The sequence below is a fragment of the Citrobacter sp. U14242 genome, assembly GCF_046555775.1.
Classification (GTDB): domain Bacteria; phylum Pseudomonadota; class Gammaproteobacteria; order Enterobacterales; family Enterobacteriaceae; genus Citrobacter.
The window spans coordinates 64,901-88,925 of record NZ_JBKGLW010000011.1; the positions used below are offsets into that span (position 1 = coordinate 64,901).

At 52.3% G+C, this 24,025-nt stretch carries 23 protein-coding genes; 14 read left to right on the forward strand and 9 right to left on the reverse strand.

Annotated features, from left to right (window positions below; translation table 11 throughout):
• The first annotated feature begins 91 nt into the window (after positions 1–91).
• The 7 genes from tkt (at position 92) to ACLJXE_RS18430 (ending at position 7,752) form a co-directional block, all read left to right on the forward strand.
• Complete coding sequence (gene tkt, locus ACLJXE_RS18400) at positions 92–2,083, forward strand: transketolase (protein WP_286629534.1); 1,992 nt, start codon at positions 92–94, stop codon at positions 2,081–2,083.
• A gap of 316 nt (positions 2,084–2,399) precedes the next feature.
• Complete coding sequence (gene cmtB, locus ACLJXE_RS18405) at positions 2,400–2,843, forward strand: PTS mannitol transporter subunit IIA (protein WP_410751632.1); 444 nt, start codon at positions 2,400–2,402, stop codon at positions 2,841–2,843.
• 27 nt (positions 2,844–2,870) lie between these two features.
• Positions 2,871–4,250, forward strand: coding sequence for a PTS mannitol transporter subunit IICB (locus ACLJXE_RS18410; protein ID WP_410751633.1), 1,380 nt, complete (start codon positions 2,871–2,873; stop codon positions 4,248–4,250).
• A gap of 24 nt (positions 4,251–4,274) precedes the next feature.
• Positions 4,275–5,552 carry a zinc-binding dehydrogenase gene (locus ACLJXE_RS18415; RefSeq protein ID WP_410751634.1) on the forward strand — a complete coding sequence of 426 codons (1,278 nt, stop codon included), beginning with the start codon at positions 4,275–4,277 and terminating at the stop codon, positions 5,550–5,552.
• Positions 5,549–6,520, forward strand: a complete 972-nt coding sequence (gene glpX / locus ACLJXE_RS18420) for a class II fructose-bisphosphatase (protein WP_286629538.1) — start codon at positions 5,549–5,551, stop codon at positions 6,518–6,520. The genes ACLJXE_RS18415 and glpX overlap by 4 nt, the downstream gene beginning before the upstream one ends.
• A gap of 15 nt (positions 6,521–6,535) precedes the next feature.
• Positions 6,536–7,045 (forward strand): MltR family transcriptional regulator, encoded by a 510-nt coding sequence (locus ACLJXE_RS18425; RefSeq protein ID WP_410751635.1) that lies wholly within the window; start codon positions 6,536–6,538, stop codon positions 7,043–7,045.
• Entirely contained in the window at positions 7,042–7,752 is a 711-nt protein-coding gene (locus ACLJXE_RS18430) for a nucleoside/nucleotide kinase family protein (protein WP_410751636.1), read from the forward strand. The genes ACLJXE_RS18425 and ACLJXE_RS18430 overlap by 4 nt, the downstream gene beginning before the upstream one ends.
• Here ACLJXE_RS18430 and ACLJXE_RS18435 read toward each other — a convergent pair.
• From ACLJXE_RS18435 to ACLJXE_RS18455, 5 genes are read right to left on the reverse strand one after another with little or no spacing between them, the layout of a single operon-like run.
• On the reverse strand, positions 7,709–8,392 hold the full coding sequence (locus tag ACLJXE_RS18435) for an ABC transporter ATP-binding protein (RefSeq protein ID WP_410751637.1): 684 nt from the start codon (positions 8,390–8,392) through the stop codon (positions 7,709–7,711). The two genes, ACLJXE_RS18430 and ACLJXE_RS18435, sit on opposite strands and share 44 nt — an antisense overlap.
• Complete coding sequence (locus ACLJXE_RS18440; RefSeq protein ID WP_410751638.1) at positions 8,386–9,063, reverse strand: ATP-binding cassette domain-containing protein; 678 nt, start codon at positions 9,061–9,063, stop codon at positions 8,386–8,388. The genes ACLJXE_RS18435 and ACLJXE_RS18440 overlap by 7 nt, the downstream gene beginning before the upstream one ends.
• A complete protein-coding gene (locus ACLJXE_RS18445) occupies positions 9,051–9,758 on the reverse strand; it encodes an energy-coupling factor transporter transmembrane component T (protein ID WP_410751639.1) in 708 nt (235 codons plus the stop codon). Before ACLJXE_RS18445 ends, ACLJXE_RS18440 begins: the two co-directional genes overlap by 13 nt.
• Positions 9,759–10,337, reverse strand: a complete 579-nt coding sequence (locus ACLJXE_RS18450; RefSeq protein ID WP_410751640.1) for an ECF transporter S component — start codon at positions 10,335–10,337, stop codon at positions 9,759–9,761. It abuts the gene before it with no gap.
• 24 nt (positions 10,338–10,361) lie between these two features.
• Positions 10,362–10,787 (reverse strand): PPC domain-containing DNA-binding protein, encoded by a 426-nt coding sequence (locus tag ACLJXE_RS18455; protein WP_410751641.1) that lies wholly within the window; start codon positions 10,785–10,787, stop codon positions 10,362–10,364.
• Between the two features lie 374 nt (positions 10,788–11,161).
• On the opposite strand from ACLJXE_RS18455, the gene epd reads away from it, so the two are divergent.
• The 7 genes from epd (at position 11,162) to srsR (ending at position 18,552) form a co-directional block, all read left to right on the forward strand.
• Entirely contained in the window at positions 11,162–12,181 is a 1,020-nt protein-coding gene (gene epd, locus ACLJXE_RS18460; RefSeq protein ID WP_137382634.1) for an erythrose-4-phosphate dehydrogenase, read from the forward strand.
• A 48-nt stretch (positions 12,182–12,229) separates the two neighbouring features.
• The gene (pgk, locus tag ACLJXE_RS18465; protein ID WP_003027032.1) at positions 12,230–13,393 is read left to right on the forward strand and encodes a phosphoglycerate kinase; all 1,164 of its coding nucleotides are present in this window, start codon (positions 12,230–12,232) and stop codon (positions 13,391–13,393) included.
• 215 nt (positions 13,394–13,608) lie between these two features.
• Positions 13,609–14,688, forward strand: coding sequence for a class II fructose-bisphosphate aldolase (fbaA, locus tag ACLJXE_RS18470; protein WP_003027029.1), 1,080 nt, complete (start codon positions 13,609–13,611; stop codon positions 14,686–14,688).
• A gap of 190 nt (positions 14,689–14,878) precedes the next feature.
• Positions 14,879–15,739, forward strand: a complete 861-nt coding sequence (locus tag ACLJXE_RS18475; RefSeq protein ID WP_410751642.1) for a small-conductance mechanosensitive channel MscS — start codon at positions 14,879–14,881, stop codon at positions 15,737–15,739.
• A 190-nt stretch (positions 15,740–15,929) separates the two neighbouring features.
• Positions 15,930–16,565 carry an arginine exporter ArgO gene (gene argO, locus ACLJXE_RS18480; RefSeq protein ID WP_286629547.1) on the forward strand — a complete coding sequence of 212 codons (636 nt, stop codon included), beginning with the start codon at positions 15,930–15,932 and terminating at the stop codon, positions 16,563–16,565.
• A gap of 237 nt (positions 16,566–16,802) precedes the next feature.
• Positions 16,803–17,534 (forward strand): oxidative stress defense protein, encoded by a 732-nt coding sequence (locus ACLJXE_RS18485; protein ID WP_410751643.1) that lies wholly within the window; start codon positions 16,803–16,805, stop codon positions 17,532–17,534.
• Positions 17,535–17,655: 121 nt separating this feature from the next.
• Positions 17,656–18,552, forward strand: coding sequence for a LysR family transcriptional regulator SrsR (srsR, locus tag ACLJXE_RS18490; RefSeq protein ID WP_271456174.1), 897 nt, complete (start codon positions 17,656–17,658; stop codon positions 18,550–18,552).
• Here the strand turns inward: srsR and ACLJXE_RS18495 are convergent.
• The 4 genes from ACLJXE_RS18495 to scpA are packed head-to-tail and all read right to left on the reverse strand — an operon-like array spanning position 18,549 to position 23,969.
• Positions 18,549–20,021 carry an acetyl-CoA hydrolase/transferase family protein gene (locus ACLJXE_RS18495; protein ID WP_410751714.1) on the reverse strand — a complete coding sequence of 491 codons (1,473 nt, stop codon included), beginning with the start codon at positions 20,019–20,021 and terminating at the stop codon, positions 18,549–18,551. The genes srsR and ACLJXE_RS18495 overlap by 4 nt on opposite strands.
• A 19-nt stretch (positions 20,022–20,040) precedes the next feature.
• Positions 20,041–20,826 carry a methylmalonyl-CoA decarboxylase gene (gene scpB, locus ACLJXE_RS18500; protein WP_271454888.1) on the reverse strand — a complete coding sequence of 262 codons (786 nt, stop codon included), beginning with the start codon at positions 20,824–20,826 and terminating at the stop codon, positions 20,041–20,043.
• Positions 20,827–20,836: 10 nt separating this feature from the next.
• Positions 20,837–21,832 carry a methylmalonyl Co-A mutase-associated GTPase MeaB gene (meaB, locus tag ACLJXE_RS18505; protein ID WP_410751644.1) on the reverse strand — a complete coding sequence of 332 codons (996 nt, stop codon included), beginning with the start codon at positions 21,830–21,832 and terminating at the stop codon, positions 20,837–20,839.
• Positions 21,825–23,969, reverse strand: coding sequence for a methylmalonyl-CoA mutase (gene scpA, locus ACLJXE_RS18510; RefSeq protein WP_410751645.1), 2,145 nt, complete (start codon positions 23,967–23,969; stop codon positions 21,825–21,827). The genes meaB and scpA overlap by 8 nt, the downstream gene beginning before the upstream one ends.
• Positions 23,970–24,025 lie beyond the last annotated feature (56 nt).

Below are 24,025 nucleotides of genomic sequence, written 5' to 3' on the forward strand. Positions count from 1 at the left end.
ACATTGTTGGCACTTTTTTCCGGCGTAGCCCAAAACGCGCTGTCGTCAAGTCGTTAAGGGCACGGCCTTCATTATCCGATCTGGAGTCAAAATGTCCTCACGTAAAGAGCTTGCCAATGCTATTCGTGCGCTGAGCATGGACGCAGTACAGAAAGCCAAATCCGGTCACCCGGGTGCCCCGATGGGTATGGCTGACATTGCCGAAGTCCTGTGGCGTGATTTCCTGAACCACAACCCGACTAACCCGTCCTGGGCTGACCGTGACCGCTTCGTGCTGTCCAACGGCCACGGCTCCATGCTGATTTATAGTCTGCTGCACCTCACCGGCTATGATCTGCCGATGTCCGAGCTGCAGAACTTCCGTCAGCTGCACTCCAAAACGCCGGGGCACCCGGAAGTGGGTTACACCGCTGGTGTGGAAACCACGACGGGTCCTTTGGGTCAGGGTATTGCGAATGCCGTGGGTATGGCTATTGCTGAAAAAACACTGGCGGCGCAGTTTAACCGTCCGGGCCACGACATTGTTAACCACTTCACTTATGCCTTCATGGGCGACGGCTGCATGATGGAAGGTATCTCTCACGAGGTATGTTCTCTGGCCGGTACGCTGAAGCTGGGCAAACTGGTGGCGTTCTACGATGACAACGGTATCTCCATCGATGGTCACGTTGAAGGCTGGTTCACCGATGACACCGCTAAGCGTTTTGAAGCTTACGGCTGGCATGTGGTTCGTGGCGTAGATGGTCACGATGCTGACGCGATTAAGCGCGCCGTTGAAGAAGCACGCGCAGTGACCGACAAACCGTCCCTGCTGATGTGCAAAACCATCATCGGTTTCGGTTCCCCGAACAAAGCCGGTACCCACGACTCTCACGGTGCACCGCTGGGCGATGCAGAAATTGCACTGACCCGCGAACAGCTGGGCTGGAAATACGCGCCGTTCGAAATCCCGTCTGAAATCTACGCGCAGTGGGATGCAAAAGAAGCAGGCCAGGCAAAAGAAGCTGCATGGAACGAGAAGTTTGCTGCTTATGCGAAAGCTTTCCCGCAGGAAGCCGCTGAATTCACCCGTCGTATGAAAGGTGAAATGCCGTCTGACTTCGACGCAAAAGCGAACGAATTCATTGCTAAACTGCAGGCTAACCCGGCGAAAATCGCCAGCCGTAAAGCGTCTCAGAACGCGATTGAAGCGTTTGGTCCGTTGCTGCCTGAATTCCTCGGCGGCTCTGCAGATCTCGCGCCATCTAACCTGACGCTGTGGTCTGGTTCTAAAGCTATCAACGAAGATACTGCCGGTAACTACATCCATTACGGTGTACGTGAATTTGGTATGACCGCTATCGCTAACGGTATCTCTCTGCACGGTGGTTTCCTGCCGTACACTTCCACCTTCCTGATGTTCGTGGAATATGCCCGTAACGCGGTGCGTATGGCTGCGCTGATGAAACAGCGTCAGGTAATGGTCTACACCCACGACTCCATCGGTCTGGGCGAAGATGGCCCGACTCACCAGCCGGTAGAGCAGGTCGCTTCTCTGCGTGTGACTCCGAACATGAGCACATGGCGTCCGTGTGACCAGGTTGAATCTGCGGTAGCGTGGAAATACGGTGTTGAGCGTCAGGACGGCCCGACCGCACTGATCCTCTCCCGTCAGAACCTGGCGCAGCAGGAACGTACTGCAGAACAGCTGGCAAACATCGCTCGCGGTGGTTACGTGCTGAAAGACTGTGCCGGTCAACCGGAACTGATCTTCATTGCTACCGGCTCTGAAGTTGAGCTGGCGGTGGCTGCATGGGACAAACTGACTGCGGAAGGCGTTAAAGCGCGCGTGGTTTCCATGCCGTCTACCGACGCGTTCGACAAACAGGATGCGGCTTACCGCGAATCCGTTCTGCCGAAAGCGGTCTCCGCGCGTGTTGCTATCGAAGCGGGCATCGCGGACTACTGGTTCAAATACGTGGGCCTGAACGGCGCAATTGTCGGGATGACGACTTTTGGTGAGTCTGCACCGGCAGAACTGCTGTTTGAAGAGTTCGGCTTCACCGTAGACAACGTGGTCGCGAAAGCAAAAGAACTGCTGTAATTTCGCTTACAGGTGAAAACGGGTCGCTCAGGTGGCCCGTTTTTTTAATCAAAGTAAATTTTATTTACCCTACGCAACCCGATATTGTGGATCTACATCACAAATATGAGATTCAGTGTTATTTGATATTTGCAATGAGTGTCACATAATTAGTGTTGCTTTTTATTTTTGACTTCTCAATTTATTGTTTTTAAAGACATCATGTAAAAATATCTTGCACCGTCTGTATTTTTCTCCTCGATTGATTTCATTTTGCCGCACGCGTATTTTATTTTTAACGTTAACTCGTACCCTAAAAATAAAATAAGGAAAATGTATGCGGCTGATTGATTACTTTCCCGAATCATCTATCTCAATAAAAAATTCAGCACAGAACTGGCAGGAGGCAATTGACTTTTCAATGTCATCTTTACTCGCCAACCATTATGTCAACTCAGATTATATTCAGGCTATAAAAGATTCAACGATTAACAATGGCCCTTATTATATTTTAGCGCCTGGCGTCGCCATGCCACACGCTCGTCCAGAATGTGGTGCGTTAAAAACCGGGATGTCATTAACGCTTCTTAAACAGGAGGTGAGATTTTCCGAAGATGATGAAGGTATCAGATTATTAATCGGGTTATCGGCGGAAAATGCTGACTCACATATTGGCGCTATTCAGGCCTTGAGCGAATTATTATGTGAAGAGGAGACATTAACTGCTTTGTTAGCGGCTAAATCAGAAAAACAACTGGCGGATATTATCGCCCACGCATAATTCACAGTTTCCTTTCAGGACATTATTATGGAAAACAAGTCTGCTCGTGCCAAAGTCCAGGCTTTTGGTGGGTTTTTGACAGCAATGGTCATTCCCAACATCGGCGCGTTTATTGCCTGGGGTTTTATAACCGCATTGTTTATTCCAACCGGTTGGATGCCGAATGAACATTTTGCCAAAATTGTCGGTCCGATGATTACCTATTTACTGCCCGTTATGATTGGTTCCACAGGGGGACACCTGGTTGGCGGGAAACGTGGCGCAGTCATGGGAGGCATTGGTTCTATTGGCGTGATTGTGGGCGCGGATATCCCGATGTTCCTTGGCGCGATGGTGATGGGACCGCTTGGCGGTTGGGTGATTAAGCATATTGACCGTCTGCTGGAAAAACGCATTCCTGCAGGCTTCGAGATGGTTATCAATAACTTCTCCCTTGGTATTGCGGGAATGTTCTTATGCTTACTGGGGTTTGAAGTCATTGGCCCTGCGGTTCTCATTGCGAATAATTTTGTGAAGGAGTGTATTGAAGCGTTGGTTCATGCAGGCTATCTGCCGTTGCTATCTGTAATCAATGAACCGGCGAAAATTCTCTTTCTGAATAATGCTATCGATCAAGGCGTGTATTATCCGCTGGGAATGCAGCAAGCTTCAGAAACGGGAAAATCGATTTTCTTTATGGTGGCATCCAACCCAGGGCCGGGGTTAGGTCTGTTGCTCGGCTTTGCCATCTTTGGCAAAGGGATGAGTAAAAAATCCGCGCCGGGTGCCATGATCATCCACTTCCTCGGTGGTATTCATGAACTGTATTTCCCGTATGTGCTGATGAAGCCTCTGACCCTGATTGCGATGATTGCCGGGGGAATGACCGGGACGTGGGTATTCCATCTGCTTGACGGTGGGTTAGTTGCGGGTCCGAGTCCTGGATCAATATTCGCCTACCTGGCATTAACACCAAAAGGATCGTTCCTCGCGACCATTGCAGGAGTCACCGCGGGTACAATAGTTACGTTTGTTATTACCTCTGTCATCCTGAAAATGGAAAAGAACGTCGAAACAGAAAGTGAAGATGACTTTGCTGAATCAGCCAGAGCCGTCAAAGCGATGAAGCAGGAAGGTAAATTCTCTTATAAAAATATTAAACGCGTCGTTTTTGTCTGTGATGCGGGAATGGGGTCCAGCGCGATGGGGGCAACCACGTTTCGTAAGCGTCTGGAGAAAGCGGGACTGAATATTAATGTGACGCATTATGCCATCGAAAACGTTCCGCAAGATGCTGATATTATTGTCACCCATGCCAGTCTTGAAGGTCGTGTTAAACGTGTGAGTGAAAAGCCATTAGTACTGATTAAGAACTACATTGGTGACCCACTGTTGGATGATTTATTTAAACGCATTACTGCGAACTAACCTTCTTCTCTTTTTGGAGTGAATATGAAAACGAAAGTGGCTGCCATATATGGCAAGCAGGATATTCGTATCCGCGAATTTGAACTGCCCGCAATTACAGATAACGAATTGTTAGTAAGCGTAATATCCGATAGCGTTTGTTTATCCACCTGGAAAGCGGCGGCATTGGGGAGCGATCATAAACGCGTACCGGACGATCTGGAAAATCATCCGGTGATTACCGGACATGAATGTGCAGGTATCATTGTTGAAGTGGGAAAAAACCTGACGAATAAATATAAAAAAGGCCAGCGTTTTGTTTTGCAACCCGCGATGGGGTTGCCAAGCGGATATTCAGCGGGATACAGCTACGAATATTTTGGTGGCAATGCGACATATATGATTATCCCGGAGGTAGCGATTAATCTGGGTTGTGTTTTACCGTATCACGGTTCTTATTTTGCTGCCGCCTCATTGGCAGAACCGATGTGCTGCATTATTGGCGCATATAACGCGAACTTTCACACCACGCCTTACGTTTATGAACATCGTATGGGAATTAAGCCGGGGGGGAGCATTGCGCTTCTGGCCTGTGCCGGGCCTATGGGTATTGGTGCAATAGATTATGCCATTAACGGCAGTATTCAACCGTCACGCGTGGTGGTGGTCGACATTGACGAAGCACGACTGGCGCAGGCTAAAAAATTATTGCCGGTTGAGTTGGCGGCAGAAAAGGGTATTGAGCTTATCTATGTGAATACGACCGGCATGGATTCTCCGACCGCGATGCTGCGCTCGCTAACCCATGACGCAGGTTTTGATGATGTCTTCGTGTATGCGGCAGTGCCAGCAGTCATTGAAATGGCTGATGATTTACTTGCGGAAGATGGTTGCCTGAATTTCTTTGCCGGCCCTACGGACAGTAACTTCAAAGTGCCGTTTAATTTTTATAACGTGCACTACAACAGTACTCACGTTGTCGGGACATCTGGTGGTTCAACGGATGATATGAAAGAGGCCATTGCGCTCAGTGCAACCGGCCAGCTACAACCGTCGTTTATGGTAACGCACATTGGCGGTCTTGATGCGGTTCCAGAAACCGTATTGAATTTACCGGCGATCCCCGGCGGTAAAAAGCTGATATATAACGGCGTTACCATGCCACTAACCGCCATTGCTGATTTCGCGGAGAAAGGGAAAACAGATCCATTATTCAAAGAACTGGCGCTGCTGATGGAGGAGACGCACGGTATCTGGAATGAAAAGGCAGAAAAATACCTGTTGGCACACTTCGGCGTTGATATCGGGGAGGCGGCGATATGATGTCGCTGACATGGCCGTTATTTCGTATCACGGAACAGGCTGCGCTGGCAGCCTGGCCGCAAACCGGGTGCGGCGATAAAAACAAGATTGACGGTCTGGCCGTGACGGCAATGCGTGAAGCATTGAACAATATTGCTCTCCGTGGGCGAATCGTCATTGGCGAAGGGGAGATTGATCGCGCCCCGATGCTGTGGATTGGTGAGGAAGTGGGAAACGGCGCCGGACCTGAGGTAGATATCGCCGTCGATCCCATTGAAGGAACCCGAATGGTGGCGATGGGGCAAAGCAATGCGCTGGCCGTCATGGCGTTTGCCCCCCGCGGTAGTTTGCTACATGCTCCTGATATGTACATGAAAAAACTGGTTGTTAATCGGTTTGCAAAAGGGGCCATTAATCTGGCGCTGCCGCTGGCAGACAATCTGCGTAATGTGGCAGCGGCGCTGGGTAAACCGCTGGAGCGACTGCGGATGGTAACGCTGGATAAACCGCGCCTTCAACCGGCGATTGCCGAGGCGACACGACTGGGCGTTAAAGTCTTTGCTCTGCCCGATGGCGACGTGGCCGCCAGCGTACTGGCCTGTATGCAGGAAAATCCCTATGACCTGATGTATACCATTGGCGGGGCACCTGAAGGGGTTATTTCAGCCTGTGCAGTTAAAGCGCTGGGGGGCGACATGCAGGCTGAACTGATTGATTTTTGCGAGGCGAAAGGTGATAGCGCAGATAATCGTCTGATTGCGGCACAGGAACGTCAGCGCTGCATGGAAATGGGCGTTGAAATCAACCGTATCTATGCGCTCGACGAACTGGTAGGGGGAAATAAGATCCTCTTCAGCGCGACGGGGGTTACGGGCGGCGATCTTGTGAAAGGGATCCAACAGGTTGCGAATGGTGTGCGCACGCAAACTTTACTGATCGGCGGCGCGGATCGAACGTGTAATATAATAGACTCTCTGCATTCATGGTGATTTATCGGATAACTAATGACGACGCTGACAGAAGATGATGTGCTTGAGCAACTGGATGCTCAAAATAATTTACTTTCGTTTATGACGACGGCACATAATATTTTGCTCAAGGGCATTAAGCGCTTTCTGCCGTCGTTGTTCGTCAATAACGATGAAGAGATCGTGGAATATGCAGTGAAGCCGTTGCTCGCCCAGAGTGGACCGCTTGACGATATCGACGTTGCGTTACGTCTGATTTATGCGCTGGGAAAAATGGATAAGTGGCTTTATGCCGATATCACCCATTTTTCTCAGTTTTATCAGTACCTGAATCAGCAGGATATTATCCCCGGTTTTGCCGATGACATTACCTGGGATTTTGTCAGCAACGTGAACAGTATTACCCGTAACGCAACGCTCTACGGCGCGCTGGAGTCGATGAAATTTGCCGACTTTGCTGCGTGGTCCGAGGTACGTTTTTGCGCAATGGTCAAGACGGCAATGACGCTGGCGGTGACGGCGATTTTAAAGGAATTAACACCGTGAAAATCGAGCTAACGGTGAATGGGCTACAGGTTGAAGCACATTACCATGATGATGAGATAGAAAACGTCCACAAACCGTTATTACAGCAGTTGGCAAAAATACACGCCATAAATTCGCAGCGACGCACGATCGTTTTTCTCTGTGCTCCGCCGGGGACGGGTAAATCGACGCTGACCACCTTCTGGGAATATCTCTCCCGTCAGGATCCTTGCCTGCCGGAGATCCAGACACTGCCGATGGATGGCTTCCATCACTACAACAGCTGGCTGGATGCCCATAACCTGCGGGCATACAAAGGCGCGCCGGAAACCTTTGATGTGGATAAGCTTGCGCAGAATCTACGTCAGATAAGGGAAGGGGAAGGGGCCTGGCCGCAATATGACCGGCAAAAGCACGATCCGGTCGAAGAGGCCATAACAGTGACAGCACCGATGGTGATTGTGGAGGGAAACTGGCTATTGCTCGATGATGAAAGATGGCGAGCGTTAGCTGAGTTTTGTGATTACTCGTTGTTTGTTCGCGCTCCAGCCAATGCGCTGCGTACGCGACTGGTAGGTCGTAAACTGGCTGGCGGAGTATCACAAACTGACGCTGAGGCGTTTTATGAGCGCACCGACGGACCGAATGTTCGTCGGGTGCTGGAACACAGCCTGCCAGCAGACCTTATGCTGGAGATGACGCTTGAGGGTGCATATCGGACGGTGTGAGATTTTTGTTGTGTAGCCGTACCACGCGTGAAAAATGGCGCTGCGTAAATGCAGCGTCATGACTGATCGCCACAATACTGGTACTGCGCGCACGACACACTGCCAGCCAGTTTTCGAAGACGCCAAGCCAGTGCGCATCAAAATCCCGACTGGGCTCATCCAGCAATAGAATAGCGGGTTCGAGGGCTTCCAGACTGGCGACGGCAACCATGCGTCGCTGTGCTGTATGCAGATCGAGTGGGTGTGCGTCGGCGACGTCCTCTAGCTGACATAATTGCAGCGCCGCCATCGTGCGTTGCGCAACTTCAGTTGCGGGAAGCTTCTGTAGCCGTAATCCGAAGGCCACTTCCTCTGCTACCTTGCTGTGAAAAATTTGATTTTCCGCCTCCTGAAACAGCACGCCGAGTACCCTGGCGCGCTCCCTATTTTTCAGTTGCGCAATCGCGCGGTTCTGAACGGTTATTGTGCCGGATGAAGGCGTCAGTAGTCCGGCCATAATGCGCAGAAGCGTGGATTTTCCCGCGCCATTATCGCCCGTTAATGCCAGCCATTCACCCTCCTGGAGTTCCAGCGAAATATTGCGTAAACAGTCATCGGCGGCGTTCGGCCAGCGATAGCTGACCTGATTTAGCGTTAACATAGCGGTGACAAAGCTCCGTCGCGCAACTGCCATGCCTGCTGGCAGTGGCTGAGAAAAGGGGAATGATTGCGTTCAAAAAGCACAATCAAAGCATGCTGTTCCTGCGCCCAGTGTTGCAGTCGCGCCAGCAGCATTGTCGTGGCCTGCGCCGTCAGGCGACTGAACGCTTCATCCAGAATCAATATTTTCGGCTGCATGGCGAGTGCGCTGGCAATCACTACCCGCTGGGTTTCCCCGCCGGAAAGGGTGCCCGGATGACGATGGCGTAGAGACTGACATTCCGTCAGCGCCAGGGCGGCGTCTATGCGCTGCATAATTTCAGCTTCGGTAAAGCAAAGGTTTTCCGGGCCAAACGCCACTTCTTCCTCCACGCTGAAAGTACAACCTGAAAGCTGCAGGTAAGGTGACTGCTGCACAAGCTGAATGGTACTCGACTGCTCGACCAGTGACAGTTGCCCGATGGGATTACCCAGTAGCGTGCCTGTACCCTCAATTTCTCCCGGAAGGAAATCGGGATACCAACCAGCCATCAGCTGCGCCAGCGTGCTTTTCCCGCTGCCGTTATCGCCAAAAATAGCCACCATACCAGGGCTGGCATAATGGAAATCGTAACAGGCAGGTGGCCGCATAGCGTGCGTCGGGAGATAGCGAAACTGCTCTAACGTAACCATATCCAGACTCCTGTCTCAACCACCATCAGAACCACCATCCCGTAGCGGGCCAGACGTTGTAAGGTGCTGTCTGATGGCGCCCACAGCGTGGTGCGTGTGCGATGTAGTCGAAATCCGCGCATATCGAGCGCTGCACCGCGAACGGCTAAGTCATTGAGTGCGTTATGGGTGAGCGGCACAACCAATGCAGGCATGGCGCGTAAACGTTGATACCAGCTCTCATCCAGCGGTACACCGCGTGCGCGCTGGGCCTCGTGAATAATCGCCAACTGGTGTTTGAGCTGTTCAACCACCAGCAACGGGCCTGCGAACAGGTAGGCAACGCCTGGCGGCAGGCGAGACGCGAACAGGGCGCGCATAAAGCGCGAAACCGGTACGTATTGCATCCACATCTGCGATGTTGACACAATGGCCAGGATCCTTAGCCAGAGCGTAACGGCATCGGCCCAGCGTTCCGGCGTGCGCGGCTGCCCGCTCATCCACTCGGTAAGCCATCCGCCGTGTACCAGCCATAGTCCCAGCCCTAAGGGGATCATCAGCCAGAGTACGTATTTCGCCCGCGACCGCGTAGCCTTCATACATAGCAAACCGACGAACGTCGCGGCGCTGTACACGCTGAGCGGCACTCCGGCTGGCAGCAGGAGCGTGGAGCAGGCGGCAAGCGCCCACAGAGTTAACGACGTAAACGGGTGCATTTAGCGCACAGCAGACATCGTTGGGAAATGGCGCGTGGTGCGCAGCGGAAGTTGGCGTAACAGTATCCAGACGATGATGGCCGTGAGGATTTTATCGACCAGATTCGCGCCGATGACGGTGATGGCAACGGACTCCACCAGGTTCTGACCGACCGAGTGCATCCAGGCGACAAAAAGATCGGCGCCGCTGCCGGTGACGCCGCCGAACAGGGTCGTGCGAATCGGCACAGCAACGAGGGTCACGGCAAGCGTGATGATCACGCCGCTGACCACGACTTTGGGTAAGGTGCGAAACCAGCCAGCCCGTGCCAGCCAACCGGCAACCAGGCCGATAACCATCGCCACGGGAGCAAAGGCGGCTGCAATTGGATCGGTCAGCAGTCCCCACAGCAGATTAGTGAGCAAGCCGGTCAACATCCCCACAACCGGGCCTAACAGTACCGCGCTAATTAAGGTGCCAATGGAGTCGAGAAAAATGGGCAATTTCAACATACTGATAAGCTGCCCCCCGACCATGTTGATAGCGATAGCAATGACAATCAGTACCAGAGACTGGCTGGAAAATTGGCGACGCGCCATAGAAGACCTCTTTTAAGTGAAGCGTTAGCGGGATGAAATAACCAGTTCGTCATAACCTGAAACGGTGCAGGGTTGGCGACTAAATGCCAGACTTGTTAGCTCGCCAATGACCAGTTCCAGTGTGGTTCGCACAGTACAGCCTGCCATCATGTGGCCCCCCAGCATGGTGCCTTGTGGATCGGACACCGCAAGATGGAGGTGTTCGCCAGTCAGTTCCAGCGTGCCGTTCAGGGAGATGACTTCCCAGGTACCGGTGAGTAATGTGGTTTCTTCACGCCCAGCGTAGCGTAAAGCGACGTTGGTCAGGCTTCCGGTACAACCTGCTATCCATGCCGCCTGCAACTGGTGTTGCTGGACAAAAGCATGTAGCTGAGAAAAGACTTCCTGACCGGGGAACAAACGCAGCGCATGAAAGCGAGCTTCAGATGATTGAGGAGTGAATGTAGCCATGATTGAGGGACTCCGAGACTCGGACGTTGCGCTGATAATATAGACGCAGGTTAGGGAGCTTTCTGATATAAATCAGGATTTGTGATATGGCAACGAAATAATCTTGCTACGCTTATTCGCAATTCTGGAATATGGAATAAATTTAGCAGTGAAGGGCTTTAAAATGTGACGCAAGTCAGATAACTGTGTTCTGTTGCTGGACAATCATTCCTTTTATTCCTTGTTTCGCTTATTCTAGCTGAAGCGTTTCAGTCGATTAAATGTTCGACAATTAATCAATTAGTCGCAGTTTGCGACAGGTAAGGTTTCCCTGAACGGTTTGCTGCATTACTCTGTCAGCCACATCGTTTCTGAGAAATCCTTGCAGGAGACCTATGACCGTACGCGTAGCGATTAATGGTTTCGGTCGCATCGGACGTAACGTGGTTCGTGCTTTGTATGAATCCGGGCGTCGGGCGGAAATCACCGTGGTGGCTATCAACGAACTGGCGGATGCCGCAGGCATGGCGCATTTGTTGAAATATGACACCAGCCATGGGCGTTTTGCCTGGGATGTTCGTCAGGAACGTGACCAGCTCATCGTTGGCGATGACGCGATTCGCATTCTGCATGAGCGAACCCTTGATGCGCTTCCGTGGCGTGAATTGGGCGTCGACGTTGTGCTGGACTGCACCGGTGTTTTCGGCAATCGCGAACACGGCGAGGCGCATATTGCCGCTGGTGCTAAAAAAGTGCTCTTTTCACATCCTGGCAGTCACGACATCGACGCAACCGTTGTGTTTGGCGTTAATCAGGAGCAACTGCGCGCTGAGCACCGAATCGTCTCCAACGCCTCCTGCACCACGAATTGTATAATTCCCGTCATTAAATTGCTGGATGATGCTTACGGCATCGAGTCTGGTACCGTCACGACGATCCACTCCGCGATGCACGATCAGCAGGTTATTGATGCTTATCATCCTGACCTGCGCCGCACGAGAGCGGCTAGCCAGTCGATCATCCCGGTTGATACCAAACTGGCGGCAGGTATCACACGAATTTTTCCGCAATTTAACGATCGTTTTGAAGCGATTGCGGTACGTGTACCGACCATTAATGTGACGGCGATCGACTTAAGCGTGACGGTGAAAAAACCGGTAAAAGCCAGTGAAGTCAACCAGTTGCTGCAAAAAGCAGCACAAGGTGCATTTCATGGTATAGTTGACTATACGGAATTACCGTTGGTCTCTGTAGATTTTAACCACGACCCGCACAGCGCCATCGTTGATGGTACACAAACGCGTGTGAGTGGGGCTCACCTGATCAAGACCCTGGTCTGGTGCGATAATGAATGGGGCTTTGCTAACCGCATGCTCGATACAACGTTAGCGATGGCTGCTATTGGTTTCAGGTAAGGCGCGTGAGCGCTTGCAAAACTTTAAGAATCAACGAGAGGATTCACCATGTCTGTAATTAAGATGACCGATCTGGATCTTGCTGGTAAACGTGTTTTTATCCGTGCGGATCTGAACGTACCAGTTAAAGAAGGGAAAGTAACCAGCGATGCGCGTATCCGTGCCTCTCTGCCAACCATCGAGCTGGCCCTGAAGCAGGGTGCAAAAGTGATGGTAACTTCCCACCTGGGTCGTCCTACCGAAGGCGAGTACAACGAAGAATTCTCTCTGCTGCCGGTTGTTAACTACCTGAAAGACAAACTGTCTGCTCCGGTTCGCCTGGTAAAAGATTACCTGGACGGCGTTGAAGTTGCGGCCGGTGAACTGGTTGTTCTGGAAAACGTTCGCTTCAACAAAGGCGAGAAGAAAGACGACGAAGCGCTGTCCAAAAAATATGCCGCACTGTGCGACGTATTCGTCATGGATGCTTTCGGCACGGCTCACCGCGCACAGGCTTCCACTCATGGTATCGGTAAATTCGCTGATGTAGCGTGTGCGGGTCCGCTGCTGGCTGCTGAGCTGGATGCACTGGGTAAAGCACTGAAAGAACCTGCTCGTCCGATGGTTGCTATTGTTGGTGGTTCTAAAGTTTCTACCAAACTGACTGTTCTGGACTCCCTGTCTAAAATCGCCGATCAGCTGATCGTAGGCGGTGGTATTGCGAACACCTTCGTTGCCGCTCAAGGCCACAACGTGGGTAAATCCCTGTACGAAGCTGACCTGGTTGATGAAGCTAAGCGTCTGCTGACCACTTGTGACATCCCGGTTCCAACCGACGTTCGCGTAGCGACTGAATTCTCTGAAACTGCACCGGCTACGCTGAAATCCGTTAGCGATGTGAAAGAAGACGAGCAGATTCTGGATATCGGCGACGCTTCTGCACAGCAGCTGGCTGACATCCTGAAGAATGCGAAAACCATTCTGTGGAACGGCCCGGTTGGTGTGTTTGAATTCCCGAACTTCCGTAAAGGTACTGAAATCGTTGCTAACGCGATCGCAGACAGCGAAGCGTTCTCCATCGCAGGCGGCGGCGATACTCTGGCAGCAATCGACCTGTTCGGCATCGCTGACAAAATCTCCTACATCTCGACTGGTGGTGGCGCATTCCTCGAATTCGTGGAAGGCAAAGTCCTGCCAGCAGTAGCCATGCTCGAAGAGCGTGCTAAAAAGTAAGACTTTAATGGGCAGGGAAACCTGCCCTTATTTCAGCGCGCTCCAGAGCACGCTTCAATTCTTTACACAAAATCATTCGAGTTGCATCAAGGCGGCAACTGAGTGAGTTCCCCGGGAGCTTACTTACGTAAGTGACTGGGGCGAGCGAAGGCAGCCAACGCTGAGGCGGCTTGAAGGATGATGTGTACAACGGCCGAAGATACAGGACTCGTAAAATGTCTAAAATTTTTGATTTCGTAAAACCAGGCGTAATCACTGGTGATGACGTACAGAAAGTTTTCCAGGTAGCTAAAGAAAACAACTTTGCTCTGCCTGCTGTTAACTGCGTTGGTACCGACTCCATCAACGCCGTTCTGGAAACTGCTGCAAAAGTTAAAGCGCCGGTAATCGTACAGTTCTCCAACGGTGGTGCTTCTTTCATCGCGGGTAAAGGCGTGAAGTCCGACGTTCCTCAGGGCGCTGCAATCCTGGGTGCTATCTCTGGCGCACATCACGTTCACCAGATGGCTGAACACTACGGTGTTCCGGTTATCCTGCACACTGACCACTGCGCGAAGAAACTGCTGCCGTGGATCGACGGTCTGCTGGACGCGGGTGAAAAACATTTCGCAGCAACGGGCAAACCGCTGTTCTCTTCTCACATGATCGATCTGTCTGAAGAGTCTCTGGAAGAGAACATCGAAATCTGCTCCAAATACCTGGCGCGTATGTCCAAAATGGGCATGACTCTGGAAATCGAACTGGGTTGCACCGGTGGTGAAGAAGACGGCGTGGACAACAGCCACATGGACGCTTCTGCCCTGTATACCCAGCCGGAAGACGTTGATTATGCTTACACTGAGCTGAGCAAAATCAGCCCGCGTTTCACCATCGCTGCTTCCTTCGGCAACGTACACGGCGTGTACAAGCCGGGCAACGTGGTTCTGACTCCGACCATCCTGCGCGATTCTCAGGACTATGTTTCTAAGAAACATAACCTGCCGCACAACAGCCTGAACTTCGTGTTCCACGGCGGTTCCGGTTCTACTGCTCAGGAAATCAAAGACTCCGTAAGCTACGGCGTAGTGAAAATGAACATCGATACCGATACCCAATGGGCGACCTGGGAAGGCGTTCTGAACTACTACAAAGCCAACGAAGCTTACCTGCAGGGTCAGCTGGGCAACCCGAAAGGCGAAGATCAGCCGAACAAGAAATACTACGATCCGCGCGTATGGCTGCGTGCTGGTCAGGCAACCATGATCACCCGTCTGGAACAGGCTTTCAAAGAACTGAACGCGGTTGACGTTCTGTAATTTACGCCGTTCTACGTGACATGAGGCCCGCAAATGCGGGCCTTTTTTATTATGATTTCAATATGCTGACGACAGAAATTTTGTGATCAATTTGGCAACATTGGGGTTTTTTGTTTAACCTAGTCAGGTTGCCCGCCCCGGTGGGGGGGCTTTATTTCTCCCGTTTGGGTAAGCAAAAAAGGAATATTGAATGGAAGATTTGAATGTTGTCGACAGCATAAACGGTGCGGGCACCTGGCTGGTCCGCAACCAGGAACTGCTGCTGAGCTATGCCGTCAATATCGTTGCGGCCATCGCCATTGTTATTATCGGTATGATTGTGGCGCGTATCGTTTCGAACACGGTTAACCGCTTGATGGTGGCGCGTAAGATTGATGCGACCGTAGCCGACTTCCTCTCTGCGCTGGTGCGCTACGGGATCATTGCGTTCACGCTGATTGCTGCCCTCGGACGCGTTGGGGTGCAGACGGCTTCGGTGATTGCCGTTCTCGGTGCGGCAGGTTTAGCCGTTGGTCTGGCATTACAAGGTTCGTTGTCTAACCTCGCTGCGGGCGTACTGCTGGTGATGTTCCGCCCGTTCCGTGCGAGTGAGTATGTTGACCTCGGCGGCGTAGCCGGAACCGTGCTTAACGTGCAGATTTTCTCCACGACCATGCGTACCGTGGATGGCAAGATTGTTGTGATCCCAAACGGCAAAATCATCGCCGGGAATATCATCAACTTCTCTCGTGAACCGGTTCGCCGTAACGAATTTATTATCGGTGTAGCCTACGATTCCGATATCGATCAGGTGAAGAAAATCCTTACCGATATCATCCAGTCTGATGATCGTATCCTGAAAGATCGAGAAATGACGGTGCGTCTGAATGAGCTGGGGGCTTCCTCCATTAACTTTGTGGTACGTGTCTGGAGTCACAGTGGCGACCTGCAAAGTGTCTACTGGGATGTGCTGGAGCGTATTAAACGTGAGTTCGATGCCAACGGTATCAGCTTCCCATATCCGCAGATGGATGTGAATTTCAAGCGTGTGAAAGAGCACACGGCCGAGTAATCGCGTGCCCGGTGGTGCCACCGCTTACCGGGCCTACAAAATCTCCTGGCCGGATAAGGCGTCAGCCACCATCCGGCATTTCCTCTCTCGGTATTAATTCCTCTTATCCCTGATTAATATTATCAATTTCCGCTAATGATTTTCCCGCGCTATAGTCTGCGCTTAAGAGAAATAGCTCGGGATAAATAACGTGATATCTTATTATTTTCAAGGCCTTGCGCTTGGTGCGGCCATGATCCTTCCACTTGGCCCGCAGAATGCTTTTGTGATGAATCAGGGGATTCGTCGCCAGTATCACATCATGATTGCCTTACTTTGCGCCATCAGCGACTTAGTGCTGATCTGTGCCGGTATCTTTGGTGGTAGTGCCTTGTTGATGCAGTCGCCGTGGTTGATGGCGCTGGTGACCTGGGGCGGGGTGGCGTTTTTACTCTGGTATGGCTTTGGTGCGTTAAAAACGGCGATGAGCAGTAACCTGGAGCTGGCCAGCGCCGAGGTGATGAAGCAGGGCCGCTGGAAAATCATCGCCACCATGCTGGCGGTAACCTGGCTAAATCCCCATGTCTATTTGGATACTTTTGTCGTGCTGGGCAGCCTCGGCGGTCAACTGGATGTGGAACCTAAGCGCTGGTTTGCACTGGGAACCGTCAGCGCATCGTTCCTGTGGTTCTTTGGTCTGGCACTGCTGGCGGCCTGGCTGGCCCCGCGTCTGCGCACGGCTAAAGCCCAGCGCATTATCAACACGCTGGTGGGATTAGTGATGTGGTTTATCGCTTTTCAGCTGGCAAAAGAAGGTGTTGCGCACGTTGATGCGCTGTTCAACTAAGAGTCAGGCCCATTAGGCTATTTTATTGGCCATTTTGGCCCTGGGCAGTGCTCAACATCCTCACGTACTACGTGTATGCTCCGGTTTTTCCGTGCTGTCCGTGTCCAAACTGGCAGCAACAATGGCGCCTGATGGGCCTGACTCTAAGTGTTGTCTGATGGACAACACGGCGAGATCGGCTAAGCTTGCCTGCATGCGCCCTGAGTTTAGGGGTATATGTAACATGGAGGAACGACAGTGAAGTTCAAAGTCATCGCCCTGGCGGCATTAGTCGGATTCAGCGCACTCTCGGTACAGGCAAACGAATTGCCCAATGGACCACACATCGTGACTTCCGGAACGGCAAGCGTCGATGCGACACCTGATATTGCCACTCTGGCAATTGAAGTGAATGTAGCGGCGAAGGATGCAGCATCTGCGAAAAAGCAAGCCGACGATCGTGTGGCGCAGTATCTTTCCTTCCTTGAGCAAAACCAGATAGCGAAGAAGGATATTAGCTCCGCCAATCTGCGTACACAGCCGGACTACGATTACCAGAATGGTAAAAGCGTACTGAAAGGCTACCGCGCGGTACGTACTGTTGAGGTTACGCTGCGTCAGCTGGATAAACTTAACGCATTGCTGGATGGCGCGCTGAAAGCGGGTCTGAACGAGATTCGTTCGGTGTCACTGGGCGTGGCTCAGCCAGATGCTTACAAAGACAAGGCGCGTAAAGCGGCCATTGATGATGCGATTCATCAGGCTGAACAGCTGGCGGCGGGCTTTAACAGCAAACTTGGTCCGGTGTACAGCGTGCGCTACCACGTTTCGAATTATCAGCCGAGCCCGATGGTACGGATGATGAAAGCCGACGCGGCTCCTGCGCCATCTGCTCAGGAGACCTACGAACAGCCGGTCATTCAGTTTGACGATCAGGTCGATGTGGTTTTCCAGATAGAACCCGCGGCAGCACCTGCCAAAACGCAGTAATCTTTTCAGACCCGGCTTATCCGCCGGGTTTTTTCTGTGAACAACTGTAAAAATGCGACCGCGTCGCGAGTCTTTTTTTTGTCTTGATGAGGATATGCCGTAGTGATTTTATGAGGTGACTATGGATATTTTTATCTCGAAAAAGATGCGTAATTTTATTCTGCTGGCGCAAACGAATAACATCGCCAGAGCCGCAGAAAAAATACACATGACCGCATCGCCGTTTGGCAAAAGCATTGCTGCACTGGAAGATCAAATCGGCTATACGCTGTTTACCCGTAAAGATAACAACATCAGTCTGAATAAAGCCGGTCAGGAGCTGTATCAGAAATTATTTCCCGTCTACCAGCGGCTATCTGCTATTGATAACGAAATTCATAATGCCTCTCGTCGTTCGCGGGAAATCGTCATCGGCATCGACAACACCTACCCAACCATTATTTTTGACCAGCTGATTAGCCTTGGCGATAAGTACGATGGTATCAGCGCCCAGGCCGTCGAGTTCAGTGAAAACGGGGTGATTGATAATCTGTTCGACCGACAGCTTGATTTTATTATCTCGCCGCAGCATGTGTCTCCCCGGGTGCAAGAGCTGGATAATCTGGCAGTAAGTGAATTACCGCCGTTACGCCTGGGGTTTCTGGTATCCCGGCGTTACGAAGAAAAACAACCACAGGATTTGCTGCGTGAGCTGCCCTGGTTGCAGATGCGCTTCCAGAATCGCGCCAACTTTGAGGCGATGCTGGATGCTTACATGCGTCCCTGTGGGATCAATCCGACAATTATCTATCGCCCGTACAGCTTTATGGCCAAGATCAGCGCCGTGGAGCGGGGGCAGTTTCTGACGGTCATCCCACATTTTGCATGGCGATTAGTGAATCCGGCCAAGTTGAAATATTTCGATGCTCCCGGCAGCCCAATGTACATGCAGGAGTTTCTGTATTCGCTGAAAAACCATCGCTACACCGCCACGATGCTGCAGCATATTGCTGAGGATCGTGACGGTACGGCAACTTAGCCCAGCATGGAGCCTGTCTCGATCAAATTGCGATGCAGATCAAAGGCATGACTGAGATCGTGATGAATATGGCCACCAGGTGCATTTTCCAGATAGTGGTGCAGGTAATCGCGGTAGAGCGGGTGCGCACAATTGTTGATGATGGTGTGCGCCCGTTGCAGAGGAGATAACCCGCGCAGATCGGCAATGCCCTGTTCAGTGACGATCACCTTCACACTATGCTCGCTGTGATCGACATGGCTACACATCGGCACAATAGTGGATATTTTCCCGCCTTTGGCGATCGACGGGGCCATAAAGATCGACAGATAGGCGTTACGTTCGAAATCGCCGCTGCCGCCAATACCGTTCATCAGATTGACCCCCGCGACATGCGTGGAGTTAGCATGGCCATAAATATCAAACTCCAGGCCGACATTAAGCGCAATAACCCCCAGACGGCGGATGATCTCCGGATTGTTGGAGATCTCCTGTGGGCGCAACACGATCCGGCTGGTGAAGAAATCCATGTTGTCGTAGATCTTCTGCAGCGATGGGGCGGAAATCGTCAGGCTTGAGGCGCTGGCACCGGTTATCTTCCCTGTTTCCAGCAGATACACCACCGATTCCTGCAACACCTCTGAATACATCATAAAGGGCGGGATATCCGGGTTCTCACCCAGTCGCGCCATCACTGCGTTATTAATATTGCCAACGCCACTCTGAAGGGGCAAAAACTCAGGTGGAATTCGCTTGTGCGCCATTTCTGCTAGCAGAAAGGTGACCACGTTATCGGCTATTTGCTGGCTGACCGGGTTCGTTTTATCTGACGCATTACCGGCATCTGGCAGCTCGGTATCCACTATCGCAACGACCTTTTTCGGGTCTACCTGCACGCACTGTGCCCCTACACGATCCATGGTATGAAAGATAGGCACGCTGTTCCGGCGTGGTGGCGCGCCTGGAATAACAATGTCGGCAAGCTCTGCTACGCGCGGGTTATGGTAGTGGTTCAGTTCAATGATCACTTTTTTTGCCCGCAGCAGCCAGGTTGGCGCGTTGCCGATCCCGCTGGTAAGCCAAATCCGTCCATCTGGCGCGATGGCTGACGCTTCAATAACGGCAATATCGATCTCGCCAAAAAAGCCGTAATTGACCATCTGCGCAACCTCACTCAGATGGAGATCGACAAATCTCACCTGGCCCTGGTTAATTTTCTCGCGCAGGCCGGAGGCGGTTTGATAAGGGGCACGCCAGGAAACGGCATCTGCCTCTGATAATGCATCGTCAGCGGCAGCGCCAATTGACGCCCCAGTCAGCAACCGAATCTGAAAGGGCTTCCCGGCCTGATGCTGTTCGCAGGCGCGTCGGGCAAGCGCTGTCGGCAATGCTTTTGGTGAGCCTGCTGGTGTGAATCCGCTAAATGCCACCATATCATCGTGTTGGATAATTTCTGCCGCTTCTTCAGCGCTCATCCGTTTCATGGCGATCTCCTTTCTTTGACCGCAATTAGTGACCGACAAAATTCGGTTTACGTTTTTCCATAAACGCATTCATCCCTTCCTGATAGTCCTCGCTGTCGTACACCGCACGACGCATACCCTGGATACGCTCGAATTCGTCGGAATTCATGGTGTGTGCTTCACCCAGCACGCGCAGTTCTTCTTTGATAACGGCGATCGCCAGCGGCGCTTTTTCTGAGATGTGGTGCGCCATTTGCAAGGTGAAATCTTCCAGTTCGTCGACAGGGACGACATGGTTAAGGATCCCGACGGCCATGGCGCGTTGTGCTGTAATGGGCGAGGCGGTAAAAATCAGCTCTTTCACGATGTGAAAGCCTGCATCACGGGTCAGGTTGTGGATGCCCACCAGGTTATAGGGCACACCAAGGTTGACTGGCGTCATCGAAAAGGTGGACGTTTCAGCGGAGATAATCAGATCGGAACTCATGATCATCTCAAATGCACCACCCCAGACGCTGCCTTCAACCATGGAGATCACGGGTTTCGGATATTTTTGGATCATGCGGGTTATCTGACGCAGCGGATCGTCATAGGAGAGGGGATCGCGACGTCCGGTTGGGAGTTCATGAATGTCATGCCCGGCAGAGAACACTTTTGCCCCGCCTGGTGCGCGCAGAATAATGCAGCGAATTTCCGGACGATTGAGATCGCTCAGCGCCTGTATCAGATCGTCGATAAATACTTTACTCAGGGCATTGAGTTTGCGGGCATAGTTGAATTCAATGACCGCGACTTTCTGAATGATGACAACGTTGACGTATTGATAAGACATAATGTTCTCTTTATTTAAAGTAATGATGCTGGATAAATTCGCTGATGTGCCGCAGCCCGGTGCGCGGCGAAAGATCATTGTTTTTCACGGACTGTAGCGTTTGCTGGAAATAGCGGTCGAAATCCGCACAGGCAAACAGCAGATGCAGCGCTTCTTCTTCAGCTTGTTTCTGTATCCACTCAACTGCCTGTTGTTGACGCACTTTTTCCAGCCGACCGCTGGTGGTAAGACGCGCTTTGAAGTCGGTTATCGTCTGCCAGATTTCCTCGATGCCACGCTTTTCGAGCGCACTACAGGTCAGAACCTGTGGCTGCCACTCGTCATACTTGCGGCGCAGAATGTGTAGGGCGGATTGATACATGTGGCGGGTAATGGCAACGCTGCTGCGGTTATCACCGTCATCTTTGTTGATTACGATCAGGTCAGCCATCTCCATTATCCCTTTCTTGATGCCCTGTAAATCGTCACCGCCACCGGCTATCTGCAATGAGATAAAGCAATCTACCATCCGGGCCACTTCGGTTTCGGACTGCCCGACGCCGACGGTTTCCACAATCACCACGTCAAAGCCCGCGGCTTCGCACAGCAGCATTAACTCGCGCGCACGCTGGCTGGCGCCGCCTAAATGCCCGCCTGAAGGCACCGGGCGAATAAACGCGGATTCTGCGCGTGCCAGCTCGGTCATCCTGGTTTTATCGCCAAGAATACTGCCGCCGCTAACCGGGCTACTGGGATCGACTGCAATAACTGCCACCCTCAATCCCCTGCGGATCAACAGCATACCGAATGCTTCCAGAAAGGTACTTTTGCCCGCGCCCGGCGTACCGGTAATACCCAGACGCAGGGCATGACCGGTGAACGGCATAATGGCGTCCAGTAATTGCGTACTCAGGGACTGATGGCGCGGGTGGCTACTTTCGACCAGCGTCATCGCCTGCGCGAGCGTGGCGCGCTCACCCAGGCGCAGGCGCCGGACGGTATCCTCAAGCGTGGCGGCGTTAATCATGATGTTGGCTAATGCGGGTTAACACATCGCGGACGCTATCGAGCATCGGCGTACCTGGGCCATAAATGGCAGCGACGCCACGTTCATGCAGGAAGGCGTAATCCTGAGGCGGGATAACCCCTCCCGCGACCACGCAAATATCTTCGCGCCCCCAGTTTTTGAGCGCGGTTACCAGTTCCGGGATGAGCGTTTTATGACCTGCCGCCAGTGATGATGCGCCAATCACGTGCACATCGTTTTCTACTGCCAGGCGGGCAATCTCTTCCGGTGTGGAGAACATCGGACTGAGATCAACATCGAATCCGAGGTCGGAGTAGGCGCTGGCGATCACTTTTGCGCCGCGATCGTGACCATCCTGACCCATCTTGGCGATCAGAATACGGGGACGACGGCCATGCTCATCCAGGAATCGCGCGGTTTGCGCAACAATGGCGTCAAATTCGTCAGCTGATTTATCGGACTGATGGTAGCTTTGCGCAATCACGCCGGTAACGCACTGGCTGGGAACCAGATAGCGGTCAAAGGCAACCTCCAGCGCGTCGGAAATTTCACCCAGCGTGGCGCGAACACGGGCGGCGTTAATCGCAGCGGCCAACAGGTTTTCATTGTGCTGTGCGGCGTGGGTCAGCGTTGACAGCGCAGTTTTGACGGCATCATTGTCACGCGTTGCGCGGATATGCTGCAACGAAGCAATCTGCTCGTTGCGCACCTTCACGTTGTCGATCTCCAGTACCGATGTCTCGTCTTCTTTATCCAGCTTGTACTTGTTCACGCCAACGATGACGCGCTTGCCCTGGTCGATCAGCGATTGCTCACGTGCCGAGGCTTCTTCGATCATCCGTTTCGGCAACCCGGCTTCGATCGCTTTCGCCATGCCTCCGACTTCATCGATCTGTTTGATTATCGTGCGCGCCTGCTTAACGATGTGATCAGTGAGTGACTCGACGTAATACGATCCGGCCAGCGGATCGACGGTGCGACAGATCTCTGATTCTTCCTGAATGATGATCTGCGTATTGCGTGCAATACGCGCGGAGAAATCTGTGGGCAGACCGAGCGCTTCATCAAAGGCGTTGGTATGCAAAGACTGCGTACCGCCGAGTGTGGCGCCGAGTGCTTCGATGGTGGTGCGAATGACGTTGTTGTAGGGGTCCTGCTCGGTCAGGCTCCAGCCGGATGTCTGACAGTGGGTTCGCAGGGCTAAGGATTTCGGGTTGGTGGCACCAAAACGACTGACCGCTTCACTCCACAAATAACGAGCTGCGCGCAACATGGCGACATTCATGAACAGATCCATGCCGATACCGAAGAAGAATGACAGGCGCGGGGCAAAGTCATCAATTTTCAATCCAGCAGAGAGTGCAGCTTTAATGTACTCAATACCGTCAGCCAGCGTAAATGCCACCTGTTGCACGCAGTTCGCGCCGGCTTCGCCCATGTGGTAGCCGCTGATGCTGATGGTATTAAAGCGTGGCATGTTGCCAGAACACCAGGCGATGATGTCGGCGATAATGCGCATTGAGGGTTTCGGCGGGTAAATGTAGGTGTTACGACACAGATATTCTTTCAGTATGTCGTTCTGAATCGTACCGGTGAGTTGTTCCGGCGTCACGCCTTGCTCTTCTGCCGCCACAATATAAAACGCCAACACGGGCAGGACTGCACCATTCATGGTCATTGAGACGGACATTTTATCCAGCGGGATCTGGTCGAAGAGTATCTTCATATCTTCGACGGTATCGATAGCCACGCCCGCTTTGCCGACGTCACCCGCCACGCGAGGGTTATCAGAGTCATAGCCACGGTGGGTGGCAAGATCAAAAGCGACGGAGAGCCCTTTTTGTCCGGCAGCGAGGTTGCGGCGATAAAACGCATTCGATTCTTTAGCGGTTGAGAAACCTGCATACTGGCGAATGGTCCACGGCTGCGCGGTATACATGGTGGCACGCGGACCGCGCACATACGGCGGCAGGCCGGGGAGAGTACCGATCACTTCCAGATTATCGAGATCAGCCTCGGTATACAGCGGCTTGATGGCAATCCCTTCCGCCGTCTGCCTTTCGAGAGATTCGACGGTTTTTTCCCGGCGACTGAGTTCTTTATTAGCGAGTGTTTGCCACTCCTGTACGTTTGCCATTTTTTGCTCCGTATTACGCAATAAGTTGAATCTTTACGAATACGGTGAGCTTTTTC

Bases quoted from the DNA above. Each gene is read 5' to 3' on its own strand.
- ACLJXE_RS18410 (WP_410751633.1), top strand. From the start codon at position 2,871: ATGGAAAACAAGTCTGCTCGTGCCAAAGTCCAGGCTTTTGGTGGGTTT.
- srsR (WP_271456174.1), top strand. From the start codon at position 17,656: ATGGATATTTTTATCTCGAAAAAGATGCGTAATTTTATTCTGCTGGCG.
- ACLJXE_RS18475 (WP_410751642.1), top strand. From the start codon at position 14,879: ATGGAAGATTTGAATGTTGTCGACAGCATAAACGGTGCGGGCACCTGG.
- fbaA (WP_003027029.1), top strand. From the start codon at position 13,609: ATGTCTAAAATTTTTGATTTCGTAAAACCAGGCGTAATCACTGGTGAT.
- tkt (WP_286629534.1), top strand. From the start codon at position 92: ATGTCCTCACGTAAAGAGCTTGCCAATGCTATTCGTGCGCTGAGCATG.
- ACLJXE_RS18445 (WP_410751639.1), bottom strand. From the start codon at position 9,758: ATGCACCCGTTTACGTCGTTAACTCTGTGGGCGCTTGCCGCCTGCTCC.
- ACLJXE_RS18440 (WP_410751638.1), bottom strand. From the start codon at position 9,063: ATGGTTACGTTAGAGCAGTTTCGCTATCTCCCGACGCACGCTATGCGG.
- scpB (WP_271454888.1), bottom strand. From the start codon at position 20,826: ATGTCTTATCAATACGTCAACGTTGTCATCATTCAGAAAGTCGCGGTC.
- pgk (WP_003027032.1), top strand. From the start codon at position 12,230: ATGTCTGTAATTAAGATGACCGATCTGGATCTTGCTGGTAAACGTGTT.
- epd (WP_137382634.1), top strand. From the start codon at position 11,162: ATGACCGTACGCGTAGCGATTAATGGTTTCGGTCGCATCGGACGTAAC.
- ACLJXE_RS18425 (WP_410751635.1), top strand. From the start codon at position 6,536: ATGACGACGCTGACAGAAGATGATGTGCTTGAGCAACTGGATGCTCAA.
- glpX (WP_286629538.1), top strand. From the start codon at position 5,549: ATGATGTCGCTGACATGGCCGTTATTTCGTATCACGGAACAGGCTGCG.
- ACLJXE_RS18435 (WP_410751637.1), bottom strand. From the start codon at position 8,392: ATGTTAACGCTAAATCAGGTCAGCTATCGCTGGCCGAACGCCGCCGAT.
- cmtB (WP_410751632.1), top strand. From the start codon at position 2,400: ATGCGGCTGATTGATTACTTTCCCGAATCATCTATCTCAATAAAAAAT.
- ACLJXE_RS18415 (WP_410751634.1), top strand. From the start codon at position 4,275: ATGAAAACGAAAGTGGCTGCCATATATGGCAAGCAGGATATTCGTATC.
- ACLJXE_RS18455 (WP_410751641.1), bottom strand. From the start codon at position 10,787: ATGGCTACATTCACTCCTCAATCATCTGAAGCTCGCTTTCATGCGCTG.
- ACLJXE_RS18450 (WP_410751640.1), bottom strand. From the start codon at position 10,337: ATGGCGCGTCGCCAATTTTCCAGCCAGTCTCTGGTACTGATTGTCATT.
- scpA (WP_410751645.1), bottom strand. From the start codon at position 23,969: ATGGCAAACGTACAGGAGTGGCAAACACTCGCTAATAAAGAACTCAGT.
- meaB (WP_410751644.1), bottom strand. From the start codon at position 21,832: ATGATTAACGCCGCCACGCTTGAGGATACCGTCCGGCGCCTGCGCCTG.